Raw genomic sequence first — 25,002 nt, 5'->3', positions numbered from 1 at the left:
CCGGCGGGCTCGCGCCATGATATCCTCGGAAAGTTGATCCCGTGGCGACACGGGTTCGCGCGAGTGGCGGAATAGGCAGACGCGCTGGCTTCAGGTGCCAGTGCCCGAAAGGGCGTGGGGGTTCAACTCCCCCCTCGCGCACAGATAGTGCGAAACGAAGCCGGTCGGTGGTGAGAACCCCGACCGGCTTCGTCGTTTCTGGGCGATGCCAACAATCGAGACGGTCGCGGCACAGGTTCCACAAGAGGACCCTGAGGCTGCACACGGCGCAGTGAACCACGACTCGCGCCATGATCCGTTCCCTGATGTCGCCCCCGTTACCGGCCCCGTACGCCATGGACTTACTCGGCGGGGGGACGGACCGCAGGCGGTTGTGCTTTCCATGAGCGGGCCACCGAGCGGCGCTGACTAGGCTTCGGACCCTTGAGTATGGGTCACGCGCCGGGGCCGATTCTGCGGATGAAGGGAATGGGATGCAGTTTCGTCGAGTGGGCAGTGAGAAAGATCGGGAGCGAGTTCGGTCATTCTTCGCCGAGAACCTCGCCGATCAGACCGGCTACCCGATCCCGCCTCGCTCGTTGGATGCGGAGATCGGGATTCCATCCATTCTGCGGGTCGCCGAAGACGAGGACGGCACGATCCAGGCGGCCATGTTCGCCTCCCGCAACCCCGAGGATGTGCTTCGGTGGCGCTACAGAGGGCAGATGCGTGTCGCGTCAGTCATCGCCGACGAGATGCTGATGATCCATGAAGTCGCCGTAGCGCCCGCCCATCGACGGCGCGGCCTCGGCGCGAAACTCATCGCTGCGGGAATCGACGACGCCCGCGGCTCAGACGCGTCCGTTGTGACGGTGATCTTCGACGACTCACAGCCCGGCCTATATGAGTTCTACACACGCAGCGGATTCCACGCACTCGACCGGGGCGAGCTTCTCAACATGCGGTTCGCCCAACTCGAAGGCGTCAGCATCGGGTTCCCGCAGGACAATCCGACGTATCGGTGGGGCGTGCTGCCGCTGAACAGCCGCCGCGTGAAGATCCTTCCCCCTGGGCCAGTCCGATGATCCTGCGAAGCCTGCCCAGCTTCCTGCTGCCAGACGGCCCGGCGCCTTCCGTCCCGTCGTCCGGATCAGCCCTGGTAGCCGATGAGCCAGGTGACCCCGAAGCGGTCGGTGACCGTTCCGTCGTGGTCGCCCCAGGCGCGCAGCTGCAGATCGTCGACGATCCGGCCACCGTCGGCCAGCCGGGCGAACCACGTCTCGAGGACGGCCGGCTCCGCAGCCCCCAGCAGCGCGAACATCACTCCGCGCAGCTGCAGCGCCTCGTCCCCGGGCCCGCCGTCCGAGGCGAAGAGCGCGACCGGGCCGGTCAGCATCCCGTGGGCGATGAAACCGCCGGGGCCGTCGACGCGCTCGAACTCGGCGAACGTGTTCAGCACGAGGTCGCCGCCGAACACCCCCTGATAAAAGGTCAGTGCGTCGCGCGCCGTGCCGGGGAACGTCAGATACGGGGTGAGTCCGGTCATCCGCTCACCGTAGACCGCCGTCACCCGCGGGACCAGAGCGGATGCCGGTGCCCGTCCCTTGATGACGCGCCGATCAGCTCAGCGACAGGAAGAGCTTCTCGAGGTCCGCCATCTGCAGCTCGGCGTCGTCCTCGCCGAGGCACTGCTGCATCGCGGCGGCGATCACCGCGAACCCGGCCCGATCGATCGCGCTCGACACTGCGGAGAGCTGCGTGACCACCGCGCGGCAGTCGCCGCCCTCCTCGACGGCGGCGATCACGGCGGCGAGCTGGCCCTGCGCGCGCTTGAGGCGGTTCGCGATGCGGCGAACGGCCTCGTCGTCCCGGAGCGCCGTCGACACCGTCAGACCTCCTCGCGCGCGGCGGCCTCGAGGCCGTCGGTCCACGTGAGCCAGCCGCCGTCGAGGTTGCGGACATCGTGCCCCAGCTGCTGCAGCAAGCGGCTCGCGGTGTGCCCACGCTGCCCCACCTTGCAGTGCACGATGAGAGGCGCGTCGGGCAGCTCCGCATGACGCTCGCGGATCTCGTCGAGCGGCAGGAGGACGGCGCCGGGGATCGCTCCGGCCCCGTTCTCCTCGGCTGTGCGGACGTCGACCACGACGGCGCCGGCCGCGCGGGCGGCATCCACTTCGTGCCACTGGATCGTGCGGTCGGCTCCCGTCGCGAGGTTCTCGGCGACGTACCCCGCCATGTTGATCGCGTCCTTCGCCGATCCGTACTGCGGTGCGTACGCGAGTTCGAGCTGGGACAGAGCGGATGCCGTGAGCCCGGCCGTCATGGCGACGGCGAGGACGTCGAGCCGCTTGTCGACGCCGGCTCCGCCGACGATCTGCGCCCCCAGGATCAGGTCGGTCTCGGGGTCGACGAGCAGCTTCATGGCCATCTGTTCGGCGCCCGGGTAGTACGTCGCGTGCGAGAAGGGGTGGGTGTGCACGACGCGGTGCGCCCGGCCCGCCGCGACGAGCCGGCGCTCGCTCCAGCCGACGAGCCCGACCGTGAGGCCGAGGATGCCGACGATCGTCGTCCCGAGCGCGGGGGTCGCGGGTGCGGTGGCGACGCCGGCGATGTCGTCGGCCGCGGCTCGGCCGTGCCGGTTGGCGAGGCCCGCCATGGTGACGAGGGTCGCGGCGCCGTCGAGGTGGTCGGTCTTCTCGACCGCATCGCCCACGGCCCACACGCCCGGGATGTTCGTGCGGTGCCGGTCGTCGACGGCGATGCCGCCGGTCGGGCCGAGTGCGATGCCCGCGGCCTCGGCGATCCGGACGTCGGGACGCACCCCGCGCGCGTCGACGACGAGATCGGCGGGCACGCGGCTGCCGTCGGACAGGACGACGACGCCGGCCTCGAGGCGCTCGATGGTGGTCCGGGTGCGGACGTCCACTCCGGCGGTCGACAGCGCACGGTGGACAGGCGAGGCCATCTCGGGGTCGAGGGCGCTCAGCACCTGCGCCCCGCGCTGCACGAGGGTGACCTGCGCGCCGCGGTGCGCGAGGTTCTCGACGGCTTCCACGCCGATGAACCCGCCACCGGCCACGACCGTCCGCGGCGTCCGCAGCCCCGCGAGGACCTCGGTGATCGCATCGACGTCGTCGACGCTGCGCAGGGTCGCGACCGGAACGCCCTCGCCCGGGATGCCGCTGGTCGCCGCCGCTCCCATGGCGAGCACGAGGTCGTCGAACGGCTCGTCCCGTTCGGTGCCGGCATCGAGGTCGCGCACCGTGACGACCTTGGACGCGGCGTCGATCGCCGTCACCTCGTGCCGCACGTGCACGCGCAGCGCGAAGCGCGCGGCGAGCGATGCGGGGGTCTGCAGCAGCAACGACGACCGGTCGGCGATCACGCCGCCGATGTAATAAGGGAGTCCGCAGTTCGCGAAGGAGACGTGCGCGCCGCGCTCGAAGACGACGATATCCCGCTGTTCGTCGAGACGGCGCAGGCGGGTGGCCGCCGACATCCCTGCCGCGACACCTCCGATGATGATGGTCCGCATGTCCCGATGATACCCCGGGGGGTATCGCTGCGGTCGCCGGATGGGCAGACGCCGGGTGTACGCCCGGCAACGTTTGTGTCACCTTCGCACGTGGGGGGTGACTGCACAGGCTGCGAGGGCTAGGTTGGGGAACGACCGGCGGACGTGTCGCCGGCAACAATCAGTAAGGCAGTTCATGAGCGTCAGCGGTACCGTCAAGTGGTTCAACTCGGAGAAGGGCTTCGGGTTCATCGCTCCCGATGAAGGCGGCGCCGACGTCTTCGCCCACTACTCGGCCATCGAATCGTCGGGCTACCGCTCGCTGGAAGAGAACCAGCGAGTTGAGTTCGACATCGCACAGGGCCCCAAGGGTCTTCAGGCGGAGAACATCCGTCCCCTCTGAGGTTTCACACCTCTTCAGTGAGGAGCAGGCGGCGGAGTTCGACCATCGTGTCGACCGCCGCCTGCGCTCCTTCTGACTCGTGGGGCCAACTGAAGCCCCACCGCACGAAGATCACGGGCACGCCGTTCGCCGCGCCCCCGTCGATGTCGTGATGGCGGTCCCCGATGAGGATCGGTCGGCTCGTGTCGACCCCCATCGAGCGCAGCCGCCGCAGTGACTCCGCCACGATGTCCGCCTTCGAGGCGAGGGTCTTCTCGTCCGGGGTCGCGCCCGCCATCGCCTGCATGTGCTCGGCCAGACCGTAGTGCTCCATCAGCGCGACGACCTGGACCTCCGGCTTCGAGCTCGCCGTCGCCTGCGGGATGCCGGCGGCCGAGATGTCCGCGATGAGCTCCCCGACACCCGGGTAGAGCCGCGTGCGGGCCGTGTACCCGTCCTGCTTGCCGAGTGCGCGGTAGTAGGTGACCGCCTCGGACGCCTGCGCCGGGGTCATCCCCACGTTCTTCTGGAACGAGTCGTACATGGGCGGTCCGATCCAGTGGACCAGTTCCGCGCGCGTCGGGGCGGGGTACCCGAAGTGACTCAGGCAGCGGTCGAGCCGGCTGAGGATGCCGTCCGATGCATCGACGATGGTGCCGTCCACGTCCCAGAGGATGCAGGACCAGGGGGAGCGTGTCGTCATGACCCCAGCCTACGGGGCGGGTCGGAGCGTCCGACGGACGAGGGTGGCGACCGCGTACGCGAGTGCACCGACGATCACCTTGTCGACGAGCGAGATGGTGATGTTCACGATGCCGATCGCGACCTCGGGGTTCACCCCGATCATCCCCCTCACGACGTCGCGCAGGCCGTCGAGTCCACGATCGGTGGAGCCACCCAAGTAGAACACCGTGATGGGAACCGCGATCGCCGAGGTGACCGCTGCCACGACGGCACTCAACCCCAGGAAGCGGGGGAGCGAGGCGGCGAGGCGGAATCGGGACGCCCCGAATCCCCAGACGAGTCCGGCGGACACCATCGTCACCGAGAACACCGCGTCGACGAGTTGACCTTTGAGGAGTTCGACGGTGATGAAGAGGACGCCGACGGAGGCGGCCGCCCAGGGGCCCGCGAGGATGGCCACGAGAGCCGTCCCCGCCATGTCGAAGAAGAACACGTCGCCGAGCAGGGGGTTCACGAACTTGCCGGTCGAGTTCAGGAGGACGCCCGCGACGATGACGGCGATCACGCGTCCCGGCGTGCGCCCCACCGCGGGAGGGGGCGGTGTCTCCGTGACCGGCGCCGGAGAGTGGACCGGATCGGTGGCGACGGCCTGCGCCACCCGCGCCTGCCAGGAGGACACCGCAGTGGCGTCCTCGCCGAGCGCCTCCGCTATCTCGGCGACCAGGCCGGCGTTGAGCCGACGCCGACCGAGCCGGAACGCATCCGAGATCGTGGTGTGGGCGACGCGCGCCGCCGCGGGGTTCGCGCCGGCGGCGATGCGCCGCTCGGTGATCCGGGCGGCCAGTTCGCGGTACGAGACGCCCCTCGCGTCGCGCAGGGTGCGGAGCTCCGAGACCAGCTCGTCGATGCGCGCCGCACTCGCGTCGCTGGAGCCCCCCACACCGTCATCGTAGAGCCGCGGAGGTGCCGAGTCGGACCCCGGGTCACCGACACGGCACCACCGCGGTGAGCGGCACGCGAGCCCGAATCCGCGTGCAGCGACGGCGCCCGGTGACGTGGTGATCTCGTTCTCCCCCCGGAGACGGACCGCCACCGGCGCACCTGCTCGCCGTCCACGGTACGAGCCGTCAGCCGCGGACGGGGCGTCGGAGCCCATTCCCGGACGATCCCGAACGGGCCCGCGGGTAGGCTCGTCGCCGTGCGTCTCGTCATCGCCCGCTGCTCCGTCGACTACACCGGTCGCCTCAACACCCACCTGCCGCCCGCCACCCGCCTCATCATGGTGAAGTCCGACGGCACGGTCGCGTTCCACCGCGACATCCAGCACCAACCGCTCAACTGGATGAGCCCGCCGTGCACGCTGACGGTCATCGAGCCCGGCGAGGACGACGTCGACGTCGTCGAGAAGTGGCGCGTGACGCACGCCAAGTCGGGCGATGAGCTGACCATCCGGATCTACGAGGTGCTGCACGACTCGTCGCACGAGCTCGGCACCGACCCGGGCCTCGTCAAGGACGGTGTCGAGGCCGATCTGCAGCGGCTGCTCGCGGAGCAGGTCGGCGTCATCGGCGACAACCTGACGCTCGTGCGCCGGGAGTTCCCCACCGCCATCGGACCGGTCGACCTGCTGCTGCGCAACCCCGAGGGCGGCACCGTGGCGGTGGAGGTCAAGCGGCGCGGCGACATCGACGGCGTCGAGCAGCTCACCCGTTACCTCGAACTGCTCGGGCGCGACCCGCACCTCGCGCCGGTCACCGGGGTCTTCGCCGCTCAGGAGATCAAGCCGCAGGCGAAGGTTCTGGCGGCGGACCGCGGCATCCGCTGCGTCACCCTCGACTACGACGAGATGAAGGGCATCGAGTCGGGAGCTCCGCGTCTGTTCTGACGTCGCTCAGTGGCTCGTGCCGCGGGTGCCCGGCAGGGGCTTGGCGGCGCCCGAGGCGAACCCCGACGCGGCGACCAGCGCAGCGATGATGAACAGCGTGTTGAGCAGGCCGATGTGCGTGCTGATGACACCCAGGATCGGCGGGCCGCACAGGAATGCGACGTAGCCGATGGTCGCGGCGGCGCTCACCCGCGCAGCTGCGTGCTCGGGGTCGTCGGCGGCGGCCGACATCCCGAGCGGGAAGCCGAGCGAGGCGCCCACGCCCCAGAGGGCCGCGCCGACGAAGACGAGTGGCAGGTTCGGCGCCAGGATGAACAGCAGGATGCCGACCACGGCCGTGACCGCCAGCACCCGCAGCGTCGCGACGCGGCCGAAGCGGTCGACGAGCGGGCCGCCGAAGACCCGCACGACGGTCATCGCCACGGAGAAGACCGTGAGCGCCGCGGCGCCGAGTGCGACGCCGCCCTCGTGGTCCTCGCTCACGCCGAGGGCCATCCAGTCGTTCGCGCCGCCCTCGGCGAATGCCATACCGAGCATGACCACGCCCAGCACGTAGGTGCGCGGTTCGCGCCACGCCGACAGCGCGGCCGCCAGCCGCGAACGCCACCCGCTGGGTGCCGCGTCCGGGGCGCCGAAGTCGCGCTGCGGCACGTACGCGAAGGCGACGACCGCGAGGACGACGATCGCGACGGCGATCACGGCGGTGTGCGGGAAGACGCCGATGCGTGCACCGGCCACCAGCGCGCCGATGCCGGCGCCGATGACGGTGCCCAGGCTGAAGAAGGCGTGGAACAGCGGCAGGATCGTCTTGCCCACCTCGACCTCGATCGCCGCACCGTCGACGTTCATGAGCACGTCGAGCGCGCCGTTTCCGAACCCGAAGAGGGCGAGCCCGATGAGGACGAGCAGGAGCGAGGGCGCGACGTCGGTGCCGAGGCCGATGAGGAACAGCCCCACGGCAAGGACCAGCATGACCGTCAGCATCCCGCGACGCGTCCCCATGCGGGCGGCGATGACGGAGGACACCGACAGGCCGAGGATCGACGCGACGCCCATGCCGAGAAGGAGCAGGCCGATGGTCGAGTTCTCAATGCCGAGGGCGGCCTTGATCGAGGGCACCCGCGACGCCCACGTCGCGATGCTCAGACCGCTCGCGGTGAAGATCGCGAACACGGCGAGGCGCCAGGTCCACAGGCGGGAGGCGGTGAGCTGCAACGTCATGGCGTCACTCTAGCGGGATCTCCGAATCGATTCGAGAATCGGATCCGTGCGGCTACGATCGAAAGATGAGCAGCCGCCGAGCGACGATCTCCGACGTCGCGCGTGAAGCCGGGGTGTCGGCATCGACGGCATCCGTCGTCTTCAGCGGCAAGGTGTCCGTGTCGGACGCCACCCGCGCCAAGGTGCTCGCGGCGGCCGAGGCCCTCGGGTACACAGGCCCCGATCCGCGGGCCGCGTCCCTGCGCACCGGACGTGCCGGCGTCGTCGCCGTGCGCTTCCGCGAGCGCCTCGCGTCCGCGTTCCGCGACCCCGTCACCGCAGCGATGATGGACGGTCTCACCGATGCGCTCGCCCCCATCGGCGCCGGCGTCCTGCTCCTCCACGACGAGGGACCCGTTGAGTCGGCGCCCACGCTCACGACGGCGCCGGTCGACGCCGCGATCCTGCTCGGGTGCAACGAGATCCTGCAGTCCTCGGTCGACGTCCTCGGGCGCCGCGGCATCCCTGTCGTCGTCGTCGAGGGCGACGCCGGACCCGACGTGCCGCAGATCCTGCTCGACAATGTCGAAGCCCAGCGCACCGCCGCCGAGCACGTGCGCTCGCTCGGACACGAGCGGGTGGCCCTCGTCACGCTGACGAAGGATGCCACGCGCCCCCGCGGCTTCATCGACGACCCCAGCCGAATCGCCGTCGAGGTCACCCGCGACCGCCTGCGCGGCGCGCGGCAGGTCTACCCCGACGCGCCCGCCTACGCCGTCGGGGCGAGCTCGATCGACGAGGGACTCGCCGCCGGTCGCGTCCTGCTGCAGGGGGAGCGGCCCACGGCGATCATCGCGCAGAGCGACCTGCTCGCCGCCGGCGTCATCCGCGCGGCCGAGGAGGCAGGTTTGCGTGTCCCCGAGGACCTCAGCGTGACGGGTTTCGACGGCATCACGGTCGACGGGCTCGCGCCGTACGCCCTGACGACGCTCGTGCAGGACGCGATCGCGAAGGGGCGCGCCGCGGGTGAGGCCGTCGTCGCGATGCTCGAGGGGCGGGACCCGGCATCCCTCACCCTCACCTGCACATTCCGACGCGGGAACACGACCGGTCCGGTACCCGCCTGACCTGGGAACCCGCCGGGCGCCGGCTGGTCGTCAGCCGGTAGACTGGAGTCCTCGACCCCCGCGAGTGCACAGAGGAGGCCAGGTTGCTGATCCTCCTCGCCGCGTTCGCGCTCGTGCCCATCCTCCTTCCGGCACTCGTCGCGCGCCTCGGGTCACGCACCTTCCTCGTCGCGGCCATCGTCCCGATCGCCGCCTTCGTGCACACGGCCTGGCAGACGCCCGCCGTGCTCGCCGGGGATATCCCGTTCGAGACATACACCTGGATCCCGGATCTCGCGGTGCAGGTGTCGATGCGGATGGACGTCCTGTCGTGGGTGATGTCCCTCATCGTCAGCGGCGTCGGCGCGCTCGTGATGATCTACTGCCGCTGGTACTTCGCCGGCAAGACCGAAGGTCTCGCGACGTTCTCGGCGGTGCTGCTCGCCTTCGCCGGGGCGATGTACGGGCTCGTGCTGACCGACGACATCGTCGTGCTCATCATGCTCTGGGAGGTCACGAGCGTCCTCTCGTACCTGCTCATCGGCTTCTACCACCGGCGCGGCGCGAGCCGTCGTGCCGCGCTGCAGGCCCTGCTGGTGACGACCCTCGGCGGGCTCGTCATGCTCATCGGCGTCGTCATGCTCGTCGTCCTCTACGGCACGACGAGCATCGCGACGATGCTCGAGACCGGCCCGATCTTCGAGGGCGGCCAGGCCGTCGCCTTGGATGCCGCGATCGTGATGCTGCTCGTGGGTGCGCTCAGCAAGTCGGCCATCTTCCCGTTCCACTTCTGGCTGCCCGGCGCCATGGCCGCGCCGACCCCGGTGAGCGCCTACCTGCACGCCGCCGCCATGGTGAAGGCGGGCATCTACCTCATCGCCCGCTTCGCCCCGGCCTTCGCCGACACCGACCCCTGGCGTCCCATCGTCATCGGACTCGGTGTCTTCACGATGCTGCTCGGCGGCTTCCAGGCGCTACGGGAGTCCGACCTCAAGCGCATCCTCGCCTTCGGCACCGTCAGCCAGCTCGGCATGATGACCGTCGTCCTCGGGTACGGCGAACGCAACAGCGCACTCGCCGGTCTCGCCCTGCTCGTCGGGCACGCCCTCTTCAAGTCGGCGCTGTTCCTCGTCGTCGGCGTCATCGACCGCCAGCTCAGCACCCGTGACATCGCGGAGCTCTCGGGCGTCGGTCGGCAGGCGCCCACCCTCGCAACCTTCTCGATCATCGCGATCGCCTCGATGGCGGGGGTCGCCCCGACCGTCGGCTTCGTCGCGAAAGAGGCCGCGCTCACCTCGTTCCTCGAGGGCGGCACCGAGCCGGCGGCCCTCATCCCGCTCATCGGCATCCTCCTCGGTTCGGCTCTGACGGCGGCGTACGGCATCCGTTTCGTGTGGGGTGCGTTCTGGACGAAGAAGGATGCCGCCGGCGCCCCGCTCGAGCGCACCGAGTGGCCCGACCCGCCGATCGGCTTCCTCGTGGCCCCCGTCGTGCTGAGCGGTCTCACGATGGTCGCCGGCGTCGCGGCGCCGCTGGTCGACGCGGCGATCGCCGGGTACGCCGACGGCATCCCGCTCGAAGAGGGCGGCAAGGAGTCCCACCTCGCACTCTGGCACGGGTGGGAGCCGGCGCTGTTCCTGTCGCTCGGCTCGATCGCGCTCGGAGCGCTGCTGTTCTGGTTCACCCAGCGGCGCCCGCTGAAGGCGCGTGTCATGCCGTTCACGGCGAACGACGTCTACAACCTGTCCCTGCGCGGCATCGCCCGCATCTCGGTCTGGACCACCTCGCTCACCCAGCGCGGCTCGCTGCCGTTCTACGTGGGCACGATCTTCGTCGTGTTCGTCGCGGCGGAGGCCACGGCGCTGCTCGCCGGTACGGAATGGCGCATCGCGGTCGACGCGTGGCAGAGCCCGGCCCAGCTGCTGGCGGCACCGGTCATGATCCTCGCCGGTTTCGTCGCGATCCGCGCCCGTAAGCGCTACACCGGGGTCGTGCTCGTCTCGGTGACGGGGCTCGGAATGGTGCTGCTGTTCGCGACGAGCGGTGCCCCCGACCTCGCGCTCACGCAGATCCTGGTCGAGACCGTGACCCTCATCGCCTTCGCCCTGGTGCTGCGCCGCATCCCCGCCCGTCTCGGCGACCACAACGCCTCGGTGCTGCCGGTGGTCCGGGCCGTCATCGGCATCGGTGTCGGCGTCACGATGGCGGCGATCGCCCTCATCGCCACGGGGGCCCGCGTCGCCGACCCCGTCTCGGGTCCGTTCCCCGACCTGGCCTACGAGATCGGACAGGGCAAGAACGTGGTCAACGTCACCCTCGTCGACCTCCGCGGCTGGGACACGATGGGGGAGCTCTCGGTGCTCATCCTCGCCGCGACGGGTGTCGCCTCGCTCGTCTTCGTCACGAACCGCTCCGACAGCCGCGTCCTGCCGTCGATGCCGACCAGCACGGGTCGCAGCCGCCGTCCGCTTGTCGAGACGGCCGATGGCCCGCGCCCGCGCTCGACGGCGCCCGGCTCGACCCGGCAGGCCTGGCTCGTCGGCGGGCTGAAGGTCAAGCCCGAGAACCGATCGCTGCTGCTCGAGGTGATCGTCCGCATCCTCTTCCACTCGATCATCGTCGTGTCGGTCTACCTGCTCTTCGCCGGTCACAACCTGCCCGGCGGCGGCTTCGCGGGCGGCCTCGTCGCGGGCATGGCCCTCGTGATGCGCTACGTGGCGGGCGGACGGTGGGAGCTCGGTGCCGCCGCGCCCACCGATGCCGGTCGCCTGCTCGGCGCGGGCATGGTCCTCGCGCTCTCGTGCGCGATCGTGCCCCTGTTCTTCGGCGCCGCACCGCTGACCAGCACCTACTGGAAGGCCGAACTGCCGCTCCTCGGCGAGGTCGAGTTCGTGACCTCGACGATCTTCGACGTCGGCGTCTACCTCGTCGTCATCGGGCTCGTCCTCGACGTGCTGCGGTCGCTCGGCGCCGAGGTCGACCGGCAGACGCAGGCGCAGCGGGAGCGGGTGACCGCATGACCGTTTCGCTCGTCCTCGTCATCATCATGGGGGTGCTGTTCGCCGCCGGGGTGTACGCGATGCTCGAGCGCAGCCTCACGCGCGTCCTCATCGGCTTCCTGCTGCTCGGCAACGCCGCCAACCTCTTCCTGCTCGTCGTCATGGGCGCCCCGGGTGTCGCACCCTTCTACGGCAGCGCCGGCGAGGGGGAGTCCTTCAGCGACCCGCTGCCGCAGGCGCTCTCGTTGACCGCCATCGTCATCACGTTCGCGATCTCGTCCTTCCTGCTCGCCCTCATCTACCGCTCCTGGCAGCTCGGTCAGGCCGACACCGTCATCGACGACGAGGCCGACCGCGAGGTGCGCGAGCGCGGCGCCCGCGACGAGGAGACGATGGACGACGAGATCACGGACGAGGACGACGACGCCACGACCGACTTCATCGGGACGGAGACCTCGCCCATCGTGATCCTCCACGCGCAGGACATCGCCGAACTGCGCGACGACGCCCCGACGGACACCCCGGGAGGCCCGCGATGACCGCGCTCGTCCCGCTCCTGGTCACCCTGCCGCTGCTCGGCGCGGGGATCGCGCTGATTTTCGGCCGCCGCCGCCGCGTGCAGGTGGGCGTCTCGATCGTGACCCTCACGGTCGCCGCCGCCGTCGCGGCCGTGCTGCTGTACTACGTGGATGTCAGCGGGATGCCGCTGGCGGTGTCGGTCGGCGGATGGCCGATCCCGTTCGGCATCGTGCTGTACGTCGACCGCCTCGCGGCGCTCCTCGTGCTCGTCTCGAGCATCGTGCTGCTCGCGGTCCTGCTCTTCTCGGTCGGCCAGGGTGCGGCCGATGGCGACGAGGAGACCCCGGTCTCGATCTTCCACCCGTCGTACCTGATCCTCGCGGCGGGCATCTTCAACGCGTTCATCGCGGGCGACCTCTTCAACCTCTACGTCGGCTTCGAGATCCTGCTAGTCGCGTCGTACGTGCTCATCACGCTCGGGTCCACCGAGTCCCGCATCCGCACCGGCGTCGTCTACATCGTCGTGTCGCTCGTCTCGTCGATCCTCTTCCTCGCTGCGATCGCCGCCATCTACGGCGCGCTCGGCACCGTGAACATGGCCCAGCTGGCGGACCGGATGGGGGAGCTCCCCGACGAGGTGCAGCTCGTCCTTCACCTGATGCTGCTGCTCGCCTTCAGCATCAAGGCGGCGGTCTTCCCGCTGTCGTTCTGGTTGCCCGACTCGTACCCGACCGCGCCGGCGCCGGTCACGGCGGTGTTCGCGGGCCTGCTGACGAAGGTCGGCGTCTACGCGATGATCCGCACCGAGACGCAGATCTTCCGAGAGAACGACGTCAACCAGCTGCTGCTGATCGTGGCGCTCGCGACGATGGTGGTCGGCATCCTCGGCGCCGTCGCGCAGGCCGAGCTCAAACGCATCCTGTCGTTCACACTCGTCAGCCACATCGGTTACATGGTCTTCGGCCTTGCGATCGCGACACCGGAATCCCTCGGCGCCACGATCTACTACATGGTCCACCACATCGTCGTGCAGACCACCCTGTTCCTCGCGGTCGGGCTCGTGGAGCGCCGGGCGGGGTCCACGTCGATCCTCAAGGTGAAGGGGCTCATGAAGGCGGCGCCGGTGCTCGCCGTCCTCTACTTCATCCCCGCCATCAACCTCGGCGGTCTGCCGCCGTTCTCGGGCTTCATCGGCAAGTACGCGCTGTTCAACGCGGCCGCCGAGGTCGGCACGCCGATCATGTACGCCCTCATCGTCGCGGGGATCGTGACCTCGCTCCTGACGCTTCTGGCGCTGATGCGCGCGTGGAACCTCGCGTTCTGGCGCGAGGAGGAGGACCACACCGAGGAGTCCGGTGTCGTCGACCGCATCTCGTACCTGGGCGACGCCCCCGCCGCCGGTGTGCAGACCGAGCGCCGCGTCATCCCGCGCATCATGACCGCCTCTACGGCGGGCATGGTGGCCGTCACCGTGGCGCTCACCCTCTTCGCAGGCCCGCTCTACAACCTCTGCGCGAGCATCGGCGCGGCGCTTCCCTACCCCGTGAGCCTCACCCAGTTGCAGGACGAGGTGAACGATGGGAACTGACGTCAAGCGCAGCGCGCTGACCGGCATCTGGCGGCAGCTGCCGTTCTTCCTCTGGCTCATCGCACTCTGGATGCTGCTGTGGGGTCAGTTCACCGTACTCGCCTTCCTGACCGGGACCGTCGTCGCCGTGTTCGTGACGAGCGTCTTCCGTCTGCCTCCGGTCGAGCTCTCCGGACGCCTCAACCCGTGGTGGCTGCTCGTCTTCCTCGTGCAGTTCCTCGGCGCCGTCGTGAAGGGCTCGCTCGTCGTGGCGTGGCAGGTCGTCCGGCCCGGCCGGCAGCCCGGCGTCTCGGTCGTCGCGGTGCCGCTCGTGACCGACGACGACCTGATCATGGCGCACGTCGGGGTCACGGCATCCCTCATCCCCGGGTCGCTCGTCCTCGAGACCGACCGCGACCGCCGCATCCTCTACCTGCACGTCCTCGGCGCCGCGACGGATGCCGAGGTCGACGCGCAGCGGCGGATGGTGCAGCGCTGGGAGGCGCGGATCGTGCGGGCCGTCGGCTCGCGCGCCCAGCTCGAGGCGATCCGCGCGTCGAGCGCCGGCGGCGCCGAGATCCGCACCCGCGTGAAGGAGGAGCGCCCGTGACCACCGCCCTCATCGTCGTCATCTGCGCCGTCTTCGGTGTCGCCGCCCTGTTCACCGTCTGGCGCATCATCATCGGGCCGTCGATCCTCGACCGCGCCGTCGCCTCCGACGTCCTGCTGACGCTCCTCATCTGCGCGCTCGGCGCCGAGATGGCGATCAACCAGCACACGCGGACGCTTCCCGTGCTGCTGATCGTCGCGGCCGTCGGCGTGTTCGGGTCGGTCTCGATCGCGCGGTTCGTCGCCCGCCGGGACGGAGCCGCGCGATGACCGAGATCCTGCACGTCGTGTCGCTCGTCCTCATCCTCGCGGGGGCGCTCCTGTGCCTGACGGCCGCGATCGGACTGCTGCGCCTCCGCGACGTGCCGACCCGCCTGCACGCGGCGACCAAGCCGCAGGTGCTCGGGCTCCTGCTGATCGCCATCGCGGTGGGGATCGAGCTGCAGTCGTGGGCGGTCGTCGCCTTCCTCGTGCCCGTGCTCGTCATCCAGTTCGCGACGGCGCCGCTGTCGGCCCACATGGTCGGGCGCCAGGCGTACCGCAACGGCACCATCGACCGGCGGACCCTGCACGTCGACGAGCTCGCCGACGCGAAGGAGACTCCGCCCGGCGCGGGCGGCTGAGTCTCAGCCGATCAGGCTCGGCTGCAGGTCGCGCATCGTCCGCCGGAACGTCATGCGCGTGACCCCGGCGACGGCGAGCAGCAGGGCGCCGACGAGCCACGTCGCGAGCACCGCGGCATCCGCCCAGGCGCGGCCGGCGACACCGCCGTACATGACCTGCCGCATCGCGTCGACGACGTACCCCATCGGCAGCACGTGGTGCAGGGCCGCCAGCGGCGCCGGCAGCGTCTGCCACGGGAACGTGCCGCCGGCGGTCACGAGCTGCAGCACCATCAACACGAGGCCCAGGAACTGCCCGACCGACCCCAGCCACACGTTGAGCGCGAGGATGATGGCGGCGAAGGTGGCCGACGCGAGCAGCAGGATGCCGAGGGTCGGCAGCGGATGCGTGAACGAGAAGCCGAGCGCGATCGACAGCACGCCGAACAGCGTCACCATCTGCACCGCGCCGAGGGCGGCCGGCGTCAGCCAACCTGCGATCGCGACGCGGACGGGGGAGCGGAGCGCGGTGACCGCGCGACGGGACACGGGCTTCACGATGAGGAACAGCGCGTAGATGCCGATCCACCCGGCGAGGGCGGCGAAGAACGGCGCGAGTCCGGCGCCGTAGTTCTGGGCCTGGGTGAGCGAGTCCTCGGCGACACCCACCGGGTCGGCGAGGGTCGCCGCCTGCGCGGCGCGGGTCTTCGCGCTGTCGTCGGGCAGCTGCTCGGCGCCCGCCTGCAGGGCGTCGCGGAGCGTGCCCGCACCGTCCTCGAGTCGGTGGATGCCGGTGGCCAGCGAGTGCGCGCCGGTGTCGAGTTCGTGGGCCCCGGCATCCGCCGTCGCGATGCCGTCGGCGAGGGTGTGGGCTCCCGTCGACGCCGTCGCCGCCCCCTTCGCGAGCTCCGAGCTGCCGGCGGCCACCTGGGACGCGCCGTCGTCGAGCGCGTCGATCTGCGCGACGGCCTGCTGCACCCGGGTGTCGAGGTCGTCGACGCGGGTGCCGATGGGGTCGAGCACGTCCAGCACCTTCGCGATCTGCGCGTCGTCGAGTCCCTGGTCGGTCAGCGCGCTCGTGAGGTCGCTGCGGAGGGTGGGGACGGCGGAACTCACCCGGTCGGCGGCCGATCCGACGCGGTCGGCGACGCTGCGGAGTTTCGCGGTGCCGCCCGAGACCTGCGCGGCGCCGGAGGAGAGCGAGCGCAGGCCGTCGGCGAGCGTGTCGACACCCGACGCGAGTTTCGTCGCCCCGCCCTCGAGCTTCGTCGTGCCCGCGGCCAGGGTGCCCGCGCCGTCGGCGAGGGTGTCGGCACCGTCGCCGGCCGTCGTGAGGCCGTCGGTCAGGGTGCCGGCGCCGTCGGCGGCGTCGAGGAGCTTCACGCGCACGGTGTTCAGCGCGTCGAGCATCGTCAGGCCGGCTTCGCGGACGACCTTCTCGCTCACGGTGGTGCGGATGCGTTCGACCGCCTGCGTGCCGATCGTCGAGGCGAGGTAGTTGTTGGCGTCGTTCGTCGTCAGGTCGATCTCGGCCTGACGCGGGTCCGCCGACGAGATCGAGGCGACGGCTGCGGTGAAGTCGGCGGGCAGGGTGACGGCGAAGTCGAACGCGCCGTCATCGAGGCCGCGGCGGGCACCGGCGGCATCCACTTCGTGCCAGTCGAAGCTGCCGTCCTCGAGCAGCGAGTCGGCGACCTCGTCGCCCAGGTTTCGGTCGCTGCCGTTGAGCGTCGCGCCCTCGTCGCTGACGACCAGCGCGACCGGCACCTGCGACAGGTTGCCGTACGGGTCCTGGTTCGCCCACAGGTACAGCCCGCCGTAGAGGACGGGCACGAGGATCAGGGCGATGAGGGCGATCACCCGCATGCGCGTGGAGGTGAGCCGCCGCAGCTCGGCGGCGAACAGGGCGGGGATCTTCACGGACGGATGCCTCCGGTCGAAGGGCGAGCGGTGACGGATGCCGGCCGGCGGCGCGCGCGGCGGAGCGCTGCGCCGGCGCGGATCCGCGGCCGACCGACGTGCGCGAGCGCCGCGGGCGCGCTCGGGGTGAGCGCGCTCGCCGCGGCCGTCCCGGCGATGACGAGCACGGCGAAGCCGCGGGCGGCGAACTCCTCGGCGATCCGCTGCCAGTGCACGGGATCGCCGCCGTGGCGGTCGGGCGAGACGAGGACGAGGGCCTCGATGCCGCGGCGGAGCGCCGCGAGTTCGAGCAGCATGCGGATGCGGTCGTCCGCCGGGACCTGGCCGAACGGTGTGCGGGCGAGGTCGCGCCAGCCGTGGTCGTCGAGCCAGTGCCGGGCCGACAGGGGATCGGCGCGACGCCCCGCGAACATGAGCTCCTCCTCGACGACACCGACGACGGCGACATCGGGGGCCGGGTCGTTGACCTCGGGGGCGTCGACGAGCGCGGCGACGCGGCGGAGCCGACGGGCGCCGCGGTGTCCGCCGAGGGTCACCGTGCCGGCATCCGGACGCATCCGTCCCGTCGCGATGAGACCGAGCACCGAGGGGCGCTGCTCCGTCTCGGCGGTGGCGAGGGTGACACGTCCCGTCTCGAGGACGAGCGAGGTGGGGGGCAGGATGCCGCCGTCCTTGCCCTTCGCGACGGCGTCGAGGGCGATCCTCATGCGCGAGCCTCCGCGAGCACGGCGTCGGCCTCGCGCCACCCGAGCCCCGCGACACCGAGGATCGCGCGGACGGCCACACCGGCGGCATCCGGCCGATTCGAATCCAGCCGCGTGATGACGGTGCGTGCCGCCTCTTCGACGAGGCGCGCGACCGTCGTGACGTGCAGGTCGCCGCGGAGAGTGCCCTCGCAGCGGCCGCGGTCGACGATCTCGAGCACGCGGCGGCGGACCGGCGTGAGGATGGCGGCGGTCTCGCCGACGTGGGAGTCGTCGAGGGCGACGGCGGCGGCGAACTGCACGTGCGCGGCGCCTTCCCAGAGGGCGAGGGCCAGCCGGGCGAGGGCGAGCGGCGCGGGGCCGTCGTCGTCGACCGTGTCGGCGATGGCGTTGAAGCGCTCGGCGCCGGCGTGGATCATCTCGCGGATGAGCGCGTCGCGGTCGTCGAAGTGGCTGTAGAGGGCGCGGCGGCTGAGGCCCGCGGCACGCGCGATCGTGTCGACGGAGGCGTTCGGGTCGGCCGCCAGGGTTTGCGCCGCAGCCGTGAGCAGGCCGGCGCGGTTGGCGACGGCGTCACGGCGGATGCGGCGGGGAACGGAGGAGTCGGTCACGAAGTCAGTGTAACTATCCTGCACACATGTGTGCAAGATAATTCAGCCAACCCACAGCGGCACGCTCTTCAGCTACTACCTGGACGTGGCTCGTCCGCCGCCCGGGCGAGACCCGTGCCCGGGTCGCGTACCGCCCGCCGCGGGACTGAGGCTCAGTCGGCGCCGAAGTCGAACGAGGCGGACTCGCCGGCCTCGTCGAAGGCCTCGGCGAGACCCTCGCGCTGCTCGTCGAAGGGCTGCGCGTGACCCGTGATCGCCGCCGCGCCGCCGCGCTCGAGGTCGCCCACGAGCTCGCCGGTCGCGCCGCCGATGAGGCCGAGCGCCACGAAGTGCTCGAGGCGGGCACGCGAGTCGGCGATGTCGAGGTTGCGCATCGTCAGCTGGCCGATGCGGTCGGTCGGGCCGAAGGCGGCGTCGCCGACGCGCTCCATCGAGAGCTTCTCGGGCGAATACGACAGGTTGCGGCTCTCGGTGTTCAGAATCGTGTAGTCCTCGCCGCGACGCAGGCGCAGGGTGACCGTGCCGCTGATCGCGGACCCCACCCAGCGCTGAATCGACTCGCGCAGCATGAACGACTGCGGCTCGAGCCAGCGGCCCTCGTACATGAGCCGGCCGAGACGCCGGCCCTGCTCGTGGTAGGTGGCGAGGGTGTCCTCGTTGAGGATGCCGTTGACCAGGCGCTCGTACGCGATGAACAGCAGCGCCATGCCCGGGGCCTCGTAGATGCCGCGGGACTTGGCCTCGATGATGCGGTTCTCGATCTGGTCGCTCATCCCGAGGCCGTGGCGCCCGCCGATCGCGTTCGCCTCCATGACCAGGGCCACGGCATCCGCGTACTCGACACCGTTGATCGCGACGGGGCGACCCGCCTCGAACGTGATCGACACGTCCTCGGTCGCGATCTCGACCTCGGGGTCCCAGAAGCGGACGCCCATGATCGGCTCGACGATCTCGAGCGACACGTCGAGGTGCTCGAGCGTCTTCGCCTCGTGGGTCGCGCCCCAGATGTTCGCGTCGGTGGAGTACGCCTTCTCGACGGAGTCGCGGTAGGGGAAGCCGTGCGCGACGAGCCACTCGCTCATCTCGGTGCGGCCGCCGAGCTCGGTGACGAAGTCGGCATCCAGCCACGGCTTGTAGATGCGCAGGGCCGGATTCGCCAGCAATCCGTAGCGGTAGAACCGCTCGATGTCGTTGCCTTTGTAGGTGGAGCCGTCGCCCCAGATGTCGACGCCGTCCTCCTTCATGGCGCGGACGAGCATCGTGCCCGTCACGGCGCGGCCGATCGGCGTCGTGTTGAAGTAGGTGCGCCCGCCGGAGCGGATGTGGAACGCGCCGCACGAGAGGGCGACGAGGCCCTCTTCGACCATCATCGGCTTGCAGTCGATGAGGCGGGAACCCTCGGCGCCGTACTGCAGGGCACGGCCGGGGATCGAGGCGATGTCGTCCTCGTCGTACTGGCCGAGGTCACCCGTGTAGGTGAAGGGGACGGCGCCCTTGTCGCGCATCCAGGCGACCGCGACCGAGGTGTCGAGACCCCCCGAGAAGGCGATGCCGACGCGCTCGCCGACGGGCAGGGACTGGAGGACCTTCGACATGGCCTCCATCCTATCGAGCGGGCGGTCCGGCCCCCGGCGCGGTTACGCGCGGGCGGTGGCGGCGGAGATCCGGGGCGACACGCGGGGGAACGGATGCCGGGGGCCGGTGTGTCGGCGAGAACCTCGGCTCGGCGGGCCGGTGCGCCGGGATGTGAATGCTCACATCGACCGGGCCGGGCCGCCTGGCGCCCGGGCAGGTGCAGCCCCGATCGCCCCCCGTTACCGGAATGTTATCGCTCACAATCTAGTGCCGCGAGAAATGTGAAGGCTAACATTCGAGCATCCGAAGGCCAGGGCGGCCCGGAACACCGGCGGTGAGCCGGACCCGAACAAGGAGGTTTTGGGATGAAGAAGAGCGTTTTCGCGGCTGCAGCCATGCTGGGGGCATTCGCGCTGGTCGCAACAGGCTGCGCCGGCGGCGCGGCTCCCGGAGCCGGTGGCAACGGGGGCGGCGGCGGTGACGACGTCATCAAGGTCGGCTTCGCGCAGACCGGGTCGGAGTCGGGGTGGCGTGCCGCCAACACCGAGTCGATGAAGAAGGCCTTCTCGGCAGAGAACGGCTTCGAGCTGATCTTCAACGCGGCCGACAACAAGCAGGAGGCGCAGATCTCCGCCGTCCGCAACTTCATCAACCAGGGTGTCGACGCCATCGTCATCGCCCCCATCACGGTCGACGGCTGGGACGACGTCCTGAAGGAAGCCAAGGATGCCGGGATCCCCGTCATCCTCGAAGACCGCACCGTCTCGGCCAGCGAGGACCTCTACGCCTCGTGGGTCGGCCTCGACTTCGAGCAGGAGGGTCGCACCGCCGGCGAGTGGGTCAAGGAGAACTTCGACGGCAAGGGCGCGAACCTCGTCGTCCTGGAGGGCACGACCGGTTCGTCGGCCGCGCTCGACCGGGCGACGGGCTTCAACGAGGCGATCGAAGGCACCGACATCAACGTGCTCGACTCGCAGACCGGCGACTTCACCCGTGACGGCGGCAAGAAGGTCATGGAGGGCTACCTCCAGAAGTACGGCAAAGAGATCAACGTCCTCTTCGCGCACAACGACGACATGGGCCTGGGTGCCCTCGACGCCATCAAGGCCGCCGGTCTGACCCCCGGCAAGGACATCCAGATCGTCACCATCGACGCGGTGAAGGACGGCATGACCGCCCTCGCGAACGGCGAGTTCAACTTCATCGTCGAGTGCAACCCGCTCCTCGGTGACAAGGCCGCCGAACTCGTCAAGGCCGTCGTCGCCGGCGACGAGGTCGAGAAGCGCACGATCGTCGAGGACCAGTCGTTCACGCAGGAGCAGGCCGCCGAGGTCCTCGACTCCCGCCCCTACTGATCGACGGAACCCCACGGTCCGTACGGATCACCGAACCCCCGCCGGGGACCGGATTCCGGTCCCCGGCGGTCACCACGGAAAGGTGCGCGTCATGGTCGATGTCGCAGCCACGCCGGAGTCCCCGGCCACCATCCCCGCGCATGACGAGGTCGTGCGGATGCGGGACGTCACCATCCGGTTCCCGGGCGTGCTCGCCCTGGACCGGGTCGACCTGACGCTGCGCGCCGGCGAGGTCCACACCCTCATGGGTGAGAACGGCGCCGGCAAGTCGACGCTCATCAAGGCGCTCACCGGCGTGTACGCCATCGACGGCGGGACGATCGAGGTGGCCGGCGAGCAGCGGGTCTTCCGCTCGACGGCCGACGCCGAGGCATCCGGGATCTCCACGGTGTACCAGGAGGTCAACCTCTGCACCAACCTTTCGGTCGGCGAGAACGTCATGCTCGGTCGCGAGGTGCGCAGGGCGGGCTTCATCGACTGGCGGGCCACCCACCGCGAGGCGACGCGGTACCTCGCCGCCCTCGGCCTCGACATCGACCCGCGCTCGGCGCTCGCATCGCACTCCATCGCGGTGCAGCAGCTCGTCGCGATCAGCCGGGCGACGGTCGCCGATGCCCGGGTTCTCGTCCTCGACGAGCCCACCTCGAGCCTCGACCGCAGCGAGGTCGAGCAGTTGTTCGCCGTCGTCCGCGGTCTCCGCGACCGCGGCGTCGCCATCCTCTTCGTCACGCACTTCCTCGACCAGGTCTACGAGATCTCCGACCGGCTCACGGTGCTGCGCAACGGCCAGCTGGTGGGCGAGTACCTGCCCGCCGAGCTTCCCCGCGGCGAACTCATCGCCAAGATGATCGGCCGGCAGCTCGACGAGCTCGAGGCCCTCTCGCGCTCGGCCGAGCGCGAGATCGACCGCACCGCGACGCCCGTCCTGCGTGTCGCGGGCCTCGGCCGCAAGAACGTCATCGAACCCGTCGACATGGAGGTCTACGAGGGCGAGGTCGTCGGCATCGCGGGTCTGCTCGGGTCGGGACGCAGCGAACTCGTCCGCCTCGTCTACGGCGCCGACCGCGCCGACGCGGGCACCCACGAAGTGCGGGGGGATGCCGCACGCATCACCAACCCGCGGAACGCGATCGACAAGCGCATCGCGTTCTCGAGCGAGGACCGTCGCGCCGAGGGCATCATCGCCGACCTGACCGTCGCCGAGAACATCGTCCTCGGCATCCAGGCCAAGCGCGGAGCGATGCGCCCGATCGGCCGCGCCGAGCGCGACGCCATCGTGTCGGAGTACATCTCGGCGCTCGGGGTCCGCCCCGCCGACCCGAACGCACTCGTGCGCAACCTCTCGGGCGGCAACCAGCAGAAGGTGCTGCTCGCGCGCTGGCTCGCCACCGCGCCGCAGCTCATCATCCTCGACGAGCCGACCCGCGGCATCGACGTCGGCGCGAAGGCCGACATCCAGCGCAAGGTGGCCGAGCTCTCGGCGGAGGGCCTCTCGGTCGTCTTCATCTCCTCGGAGCTCGAGGAGGTCGTCCGCATCGCGCAGCGCATCGTGGTGCTGCGCGACCGTTCTAAGATCGGCGAACTGGACGCCACCGACGTGACCGTCGACGACCTGGTCGCCCTCATCGCGCAAGAGTCCGGCGAGACGACGACGTCCCGCCTCAACCCGGAGACAGCGGCATGAACCCGACACTCAAGCGCTTCCTGGCGCATCGCCTCGTCTGGCCGATCGCCGCACTGCTCGTGCTCGTGATCATCAACACGATCGCGCGGCCCTCGTTCATCTCGATCACGGTGCAGAACGGTCAGCTCTACGGGCCGCTCATCGACATCCTGCGCAACAGCGCACCGCTCATGCTCGTCGCGCTCGGCATGACGCTCGTCATCGCGACGCGCGGCATCGACCTCTCGGTCGGCGCGATCATGGCGGTCTCGGGCGCGGTGGCCCTCACCTTCATCTCGTCGTCGCCGGCGCCCGAGGACCTCTCGACGGTGCTCATCGCGATCGCGCTCGCCGTCGGGGTCGCCCTCGTGCTGGGTGTCTGGAACGGCTTCCTCGTCGCCGTCGTCGGGGTGCAGCCGATCATCGCGACCCTCGTGCTCATGCTCGCCGGCCGCGGTGTCGCCCTCCTCATCACGGGCGGCTTCATCACGACGATCACGAGCGCGCCGTACCGCTTCATGGCGCAGGGGTACCTCGTCGGTCTGCCGTTCGCGTTCTACGTCTCGGTGGTCGCGATCGTGATCGTCGCCGTCCTGCAGCGGCGCACCGCGCTCGGCGTCCTCACCGAGGCCGTCGGCATCAACCCCGAGGCCAGCCGCCTCGCCGGTGTCCGCTCGCGCGGCATCGTCTGGGGCGCGTACGCGGCGAGCGGGCTGCTGGCGGGCTTCGCCGGCATCCTCTACTCGTCCAACATCATGGCGGCCGACGCCAACGCCGCGGGCCTCTACATCGAGCTCGACGCGATCCTCGCGGTGGTCCTCGGCGGCACGAGCCTCATGGGCGGCAAGTTCACGATCGCCGGCACCGTCGTCGGCGTCTTCACGATCCAGACCCTCAAGTCGACGATCACCTTCCTCGGGGTGCCGCCGGCGGTCAGCCCGCTGTTCCTCGCCATCGTGGTCGTCATCGTCGTCCTCGTGCAGTCCCCGCGCACACGGTCCCTCTTCGCCAAGGGAGCCGATGCCGTCCGGGGCGGCACCCGTCGCACCGTGGAGGTGGCCTCGTGAGCGCGATCACCGCAGACCTCGGACGCACCGGCGGCTTCGCCGACACGGTCCAGCGCCTCCGCAGCCGGCACGCCTCGTGGGTGCCCGTCTTCGCCGCCGTCGTCATCCTCGTCGCGATGCTCATCGGGGCGCAGGCCTACTTCGGCAACTTCGTCACCCCGCGCGTGCTGTCGGCGCTCCTGCTCGACAACGCGTACCTGCTGATCCTCGCCGTCGGCATGACCTTCGTCATCCTCACCGGCGGCATCGACCTGTCGGTCGGCGCCGTGATGGCCTTCACCGGGATGCTGGGTGCCAGCATGCTGAGCCAGGGGATGCCGGTGGCCCTCGTCATCCCGGTCATGCTGGTCCTCGGCGCCCTCATGGGTCTGTTCGTCGGTGGGCTCGTGCAGTACTTCGGGGTGCAGCCGTTCATCGCCTCGCTCGCGGCCATGTTCGCGGCGCGCGGCCTCGCGTTCATGGTGAGCCTGTCGTCGATCCGCGTCGAGGAGCCCGCCATCCTGTGGCTGCAGTCGACCCGCATGCAGGGCGGGCCGGGCAGCTTCTACCTGACCCCGACCGGCATCCTGGCGCTCCTGGTTGTGCTCGCCGGCATCCTGATCCTGCAGTTCACCCGCTTCGGACGCACGATCTACGCGATCGGCGGCAACGAGCAGTCCGCGCGCCTCATGGGTCTGCCGGTCGTGCGCACGAAGCTGCTCGCGTACGTCATCAGCGGGGTGTGCGCGGGACTCGCGGGCGTCGTCTTCACGGCGTACACCGGGGCCTCCTACCCGTTGAACGGCATCGGTACCGAGCTCGACACCATCGCCGCGGTGGTGATCGGCGGCACGCTGCTCACGGGCGGCAGCGGGTTCGTGCTCGGATCGATGATCGGCGTGTTCGTCTACGGCACCATCAAGACGGTCATCTCCTTCCTCGGAGTCGACCAGTCGTGGACCCGCATCACGATCGGAGCACTGCTGCTCGTCTTCGTCGTCGTGCAGCGCCTGCTCGTGGCGCGGACCGCGCGAACGTCGCGGTGACACTCGGGGGGAGCTCACCGCGGGCATGATGGTCCG

At 70.4% G+C, this 25,002-nt stretch carries 24 protein-coding genes and 1 tRNA gene; 15 read left to right on the top strand and 10 right to left on the bottom strand.

Annotated features, from left to right (window positions below; all coding sequences use genetic code 11):
• The first annotated feature begins 57 nt into the window (after positions 1-57).
• Both ACPEH2_RS07440 and ACPEH2_RS07435 read left to right on the top strand, forming a co-directional pair.
• Positions 58-141, top strand: a tRNA-Leu gene (locus ACPEH2_RS07440).
• 332 nt (positions 142-473) lie between these two features.
• Entirely contained in the window at positions 474-1,064 is a 591-nt protein-coding gene (locus ACPEH2_RS07435) for a GNAT family N-acetyltransferase (protein ID WP_311286629.1), read from the top strand.
• 65 nt (positions 1,065-1,129) lie between these two features.
• Here the strand turns inward: ACPEH2_RS07435 and ACPEH2_RS07430 are convergent, their stop codons facing one another.
• The 3 genes from ACPEH2_RS07430 to ACPEH2_RS07420 form a co-directional block, all read right to left on the bottom strand.
• Positions 1,130-1,525, bottom strand: coding sequence for a VOC family protein (locus tag ACPEH2_RS07430; protein ID WP_359918386.1), 396 nt, complete (start codon positions 1,523-1,525; stop codon positions 1,130-1,132).
• A 73-nt stretch (positions 1,526-1,598) separates the two neighbouring features.
• The gene (locus ACPEH2_RS07425; RefSeq protein ID WP_253035715.1) at positions 1,599-1,865 is read right to left on the bottom strand and encodes a metal-sensitive transcriptional regulator; all 267 of its coding nucleotides are present in this window, start codon (positions 1,863-1,865) and stop codon (positions 1,599-1,601) included.
• Between the two features lie 2 nt (positions 1,866-1,867).
• On the bottom strand, positions 1,868-3,514 hold the full coding sequence (locus ACPEH2_RS07420) for an FAD-dependent oxidoreductase (protein ID WP_359918384.1): 1,647 nt from the start codon (positions 3,512-3,514) through the stop codon (positions 1,868-1,870).
• A gap of 175 nt (positions 3,515-3,689) precedes the next feature.
• On the opposite strand from ACPEH2_RS07420, the gene ACPEH2_RS07415 reads away from it, so the two are divergent.
• On the top strand, positions 3,690-3,896 hold the full coding sequence (locus ACPEH2_RS07415; protein WP_064002832.1) for a cold-shock protein: 207 nt from the start codon (positions 3,690-3,692) through the stop codon (positions 3,894-3,896).
• 4 nt (positions 3,897-3,900) lie between these two features.
• On the opposite strand, the gene ACPEH2_RS07410 is transcribed toward ACPEH2_RS07415, so the two are convergent.
• Positions 3,901-4,578 carry an HAD hydrolase-like protein gene (locus ACPEH2_RS07410; protein ID WP_064002833.1) on the bottom strand — a complete coding sequence of 226 codons (678 nt, stop codon included), beginning with the start codon at positions 4,576-4,578 and terminating at the stop codon, positions 3,901-3,903.
• 9 nt (positions 4,579-4,587) lie between these two features.
• Positions 4,588-5,499: a helix-turn-helix domain-containing protein gene (locus ACPEH2_RS07405; RefSeq protein WP_359918382.1), complete on the bottom strand. Its 912-nt coding sequence runs from the start codon at positions 5,497-5,499 to the stop codon at positions 4,588-4,590.
• A gap of 258 nt (positions 5,500-5,757) precedes the next feature.
• Between ACPEH2_RS07405 and nucS the strand changes: the two genes are divergently transcribed.
• The gene (gene nucS, locus ACPEH2_RS07400) at positions 5,758-6,444 is read left to right on the top strand and encodes an endonuclease NucS (RefSeq protein WP_423718526.1); all 687 of its coding nucleotides are present in this window, start codon (positions 5,758-5,760) and stop codon (positions 6,442-6,444) included.
• Between the two features lie 6 nt (positions 6,445-6,450).
• Here the strand turns inward: nucS and ACPEH2_RS07395 are convergent, their stop codons facing one another.
• Complete coding sequence (locus ACPEH2_RS07395) at positions 6,451-7,665, bottom strand: MFS transporter (RefSeq protein WP_253035708.1); 1,215 nt, start codon at positions 7,663-7,665, stop codon at positions 6,451-6,453.
• Positions 7,666-7,730: 65 nt separating this feature from the next.
• Between ACPEH2_RS07395 and ACPEH2_RS07390 the strand changes: the two genes are divergently transcribed.
• From ACPEH2_RS07390 to mnhG, 7 genes are all read left to right on the top strand, one after another.
• The gene (locus ACPEH2_RS07390) at positions 7,731-8,771 is read left to right on the top strand and encodes a LacI family DNA-binding transcriptional regulator (RefSeq protein WP_359919126.1); all 1,041 of its coding nucleotides are present in this window, start codon (positions 7,731-7,733) and stop codon (positions 8,769-8,771) included.
• 83 nt (positions 8,772-8,854) lie between these two features.
• Positions 8,855-11,770, top strand: a complete 2,916-nt coding sequence (locus ACPEH2_RS07385; protein WP_359919124.1) for a Na+/H+ antiporter subunit A — start codon at positions 8,855-8,857, stop codon at positions 11,768-11,770.
• Positions 11,767-12,288: a Na(+)/H(+) antiporter subunit C gene (locus ACPEH2_RS07380; protein ID WP_217528951.1), complete on the top strand. Its 522-nt coding sequence runs from the start codon at positions 11,767-11,769 to the stop codon at positions 12,286-12,288. Before ACPEH2_RS07385 ends, ACPEH2_RS07380 begins: the two co-directional genes overlap by 4 nt.
• On the top strand, positions 12,285-13,856 hold the full coding sequence (locus tag ACPEH2_RS07375; RefSeq protein WP_064002839.1) for a Na+/H+ antiporter subunit D: 1,572 nt from the start codon (positions 12,285-12,287) through the stop codon (positions 13,854-13,856). Before ACPEH2_RS07380 ends, ACPEH2_RS07375 begins: the two co-directional genes overlap by 4 nt.
• Positions 13,846-14,445, top strand: coding sequence for a Na+/H+ antiporter subunit E (locus tag ACPEH2_RS07370; protein WP_359919121.1), 600 nt, complete (start codon positions 13,846-13,848; stop codon positions 14,443-14,445). The genes ACPEH2_RS07375 and ACPEH2_RS07370 overlap by 11 nt, the downstream gene beginning before the upstream one ends.
• Positions 14,442-14,714 carry a monovalent cation/H+ antiporter complex subunit F gene (locus ACPEH2_RS07365; protein ID WP_359919119.1) on the top strand — a complete coding sequence of 91 codons (273 nt, stop codon included), beginning with the start codon at positions 14,442-14,444 and terminating at the stop codon, positions 14,712-14,714. The genes ACPEH2_RS07370 and ACPEH2_RS07365 overlap by 4 nt, the downstream gene beginning before the upstream one ends.
• Positions 14,711-15,067 (top strand): monovalent cation/H(+) antiporter subunit G, encoded by a 357-nt coding sequence (gene mnhG / locus ACPEH2_RS07360; RefSeq protein ID WP_217528957.1) that lies wholly within the window; start codon positions 14,711-14,713, stop codon positions 15,065-15,067. The genes ACPEH2_RS07365 and mnhG overlap by 4 nt, the downstream gene beginning before the upstream one ends.
• A gap of 3 nt (positions 15,068-15,070) precedes the next feature.
• Here the strand turns inward: mnhG and ACPEH2_RS07355 are convergent, their stop codons facing one another.
• The 4 genes from ACPEH2_RS07355 to argG all read right to left on the bottom strand — a co-directional run bounded on the left by ACPEH2_RS07355 (position 15,071) and on the right by argG (position 19,876).
• Complete coding sequence (locus tag ACPEH2_RS07355) at positions 15,071-16,966, bottom strand: YhgE/Pip domain-containing protein (RefSeq protein WP_359919117.1); 1,896 nt, start codon at positions 16,964-16,966, stop codon at positions 15,071-15,073.
• Positions 16,963-17,673 carry a hypothetical protein gene (locus ACPEH2_RS07350; protein WP_423718523.1) on the bottom strand — a complete coding sequence of 237 codons (711 nt, stop codon included), beginning with the start codon at positions 17,671-17,673 and terminating at the stop codon, positions 16,963-16,965. Before ACPEH2_RS07350 ends, ACPEH2_RS07355 begins: the two co-directional genes overlap by 4 nt.
• The gene (locus tag ACPEH2_RS07345) at positions 17,670-18,281 is read right to left on the bottom strand and encodes a TetR/AcrR family transcriptional regulator (RefSeq protein ID WP_359919114.1); all 612 of its coding nucleotides are present in this window, start codon (positions 18,279-18,281) and stop codon (positions 17,670-17,672) included. Before ACPEH2_RS07345 ends, ACPEH2_RS07350 begins: the two co-directional genes overlap by 4 nt.
• 152 nt (positions 18,282-18,433) lie before the next feature.
• A complete protein-coding gene (gene argG / locus ACPEH2_RS07340; RefSeq protein WP_359919113.1) occupies positions 18,434-19,876 on the bottom strand; it encodes an argininosuccinate synthase in 1,443 nt (480 codons plus the stop codon).
• A 345-nt stretch (positions 19,877-20,221) separates the two neighbouring features.
• Between argG and ACPEH2_RS07335 the strand changes: the two genes are divergently transcribed.
• The 4 genes from ACPEH2_RS07335 to ACPEH2_RS07320 all read left to right on the top strand — a co-directional run bounded on the left by ACPEH2_RS07335 (position 20,222) and on the right by ACPEH2_RS07320 (position 24,966).
• Positions 20,222-21,211, top strand: a complete 990-nt coding sequence (locus ACPEH2_RS07335) for an ABC transporter substrate-binding protein (RefSeq protein WP_359919111.1) — start codon at positions 20,222-20,224, stop codon at positions 21,209-21,211.
• Positions 21,212-21,302: 91 nt separating this feature from the next.
• On the top strand, positions 21,303-22,895 hold the full coding sequence (locus tag ACPEH2_RS07330) for a sugar ABC transporter ATP-binding protein (RefSeq protein ID WP_359919109.1): 1,593 nt from the start codon (positions 21,303-21,305) through the stop codon (positions 22,893-22,895).
• On the top strand, positions 22,892-23,941 hold the full coding sequence (locus tag ACPEH2_RS07325; RefSeq protein ID WP_311860854.1) for an ABC transporter permease: 1,050 nt from the start codon (positions 22,892-22,894) through the stop codon (positions 23,939-23,941). The genes ACPEH2_RS07330 and ACPEH2_RS07325 overlap by 4 nt, the downstream gene beginning before the upstream one ends.
• A complete protein-coding gene (locus tag ACPEH2_RS07320) occupies positions 23,938-24,966 on the top strand; it encodes an ABC transporter permease subunit (protein ID WP_359919107.1) in 1,029 nt (342 codons plus the stop codon). Before ACPEH2_RS07325 ends, ACPEH2_RS07320 begins: the two co-directional genes overlap by 4 nt.
• Positions 24,967-25,002 lie beyond the last annotated feature (36 nt).

This window comes from Microbacterium sp. NPDC064942 (genome assembly GCF_049545525.1).
GTDB classification, from domain to species: domain Bacteria; phylum Actinomycetota; class Actinomycetes; order Actinomycetales; family Microbacteriaceae; genus Microbacterium; species Microbacterium gawkjiense.
The sequence above is the reverse complement of the archived record's forward strand: the minus strand, read 5'-3'. Positions and strand labels throughout refer to the sequence as shown.

Bases quoted from the DNA above. Each gene is read 5' to 3' on its own strand.
- ACPEH2_RS07435 (WP_311286629.1), top strand. From the start codon at position 474: ATGCAGTTTCGTCGAGTGGGCAGTGAGAAAGATCGGGAGCGAGTTCGG.
- ACPEH2_RS07430 (WP_359918386.1), bottom strand. From the start codon at position 1,525: ATGACCGGACTCACCCCGTATCTGACGTTCCCCGGCACGGCGCGCGAC.
- ACPEH2_RS07420 (WP_359918384.1), bottom strand. From the start codon at position 3,514: ATGCGGACCATCATCATCGGAGGTGTCGCGGCAGGGATGTCGGCGGCC.
- ACPEH2_RS07415 (WP_064002832.1), top strand. From the start codon at position 3,690: ATGAGCGTCAGCGGTACCGTCAAGTGGTTCAACTCGGAGAAGGGCTTC.
- ACPEH2_RS07410 (WP_064002833.1), bottom strand. From the start codon at position 4,578: ATGACGACACGCTCCCCCTGGTCCTGCATCCTCTGGGACGTGGACGGC.
- ACPEH2_RS07395 (WP_253035708.1), bottom strand. From the start codon at position 7,665: ATGACGTTGCAGCTCACCGCCTCCCGCCTGTGGACCTGGCGCCTCGCC.
- ACPEH2_RS07390 (WP_359919126.1), top strand. From the start codon at position 7,731: ATGAGCAGCCGCCGAGCGACGATCTCCGACGTCGCGCGTGAAGCCGGG.
- ACPEH2_RS07380 (WP_217528951.1), top strand. From the start codon at position 11,767: ATGACCGTTTCGCTCGTCCTCGTCATCATCATGGGGGTGCTGTTCGCC.
- ACPEH2_RS07375 (WP_064002839.1), top strand. From the start codon at position 12,285: ATGACCGCGCTCGTCCCGCTCCTGGTCACCCTGCCGCTGCTCGGCGCG.
- ACPEH2_RS07370 (WP_359919121.1), top strand. From the start codon at position 13,846: ATGGGAACTGACGTCAAGCGCAGCGCGCTGACCGGCATCTGGCGGCAG.
- mnhG (WP_217528957.1), top strand. From the start codon at position 14,711: ATGACCGAGATCCTGCACGTCGTGTCGCTCGTCCTCATCCTCGCGGGG.
- ACPEH2_RS07350 (WP_423718523.1), bottom strand. From the start codon at position 17,673: ATGAGGATCGCCCTCGACGCCGTCGCGAAGGGCAAGGACGGCGGCATC.
- argG (WP_359919113.1), bottom strand. From the start codon at position 19,876: ATGTCGAAGGTCCTCCAGTCCCTGCCCGTCGGCGAGCGCGTCGGCATC.
- ACPEH2_RS07335 (WP_359919111.1), top strand. From the start codon at position 20,222: ATGAAGAAGAGCGTTTTCGCGGCTGCAGCCATGCTGGGGGCATTCGCG.
- ACPEH2_RS07330 (WP_359919109.1), top strand. From the start codon at position 21,303: ATGGTCGATGTCGCAGCCACGCCGGAGTCCCCGGCCACCATCCCCGCG.
- ACPEH2_RS07325 (WP_311860854.1), top strand. From the start codon at position 22,892: ATGAACCCGACACTCAAGCGCTTCCTGGCGCATCGCCTCGTCTGGCCG.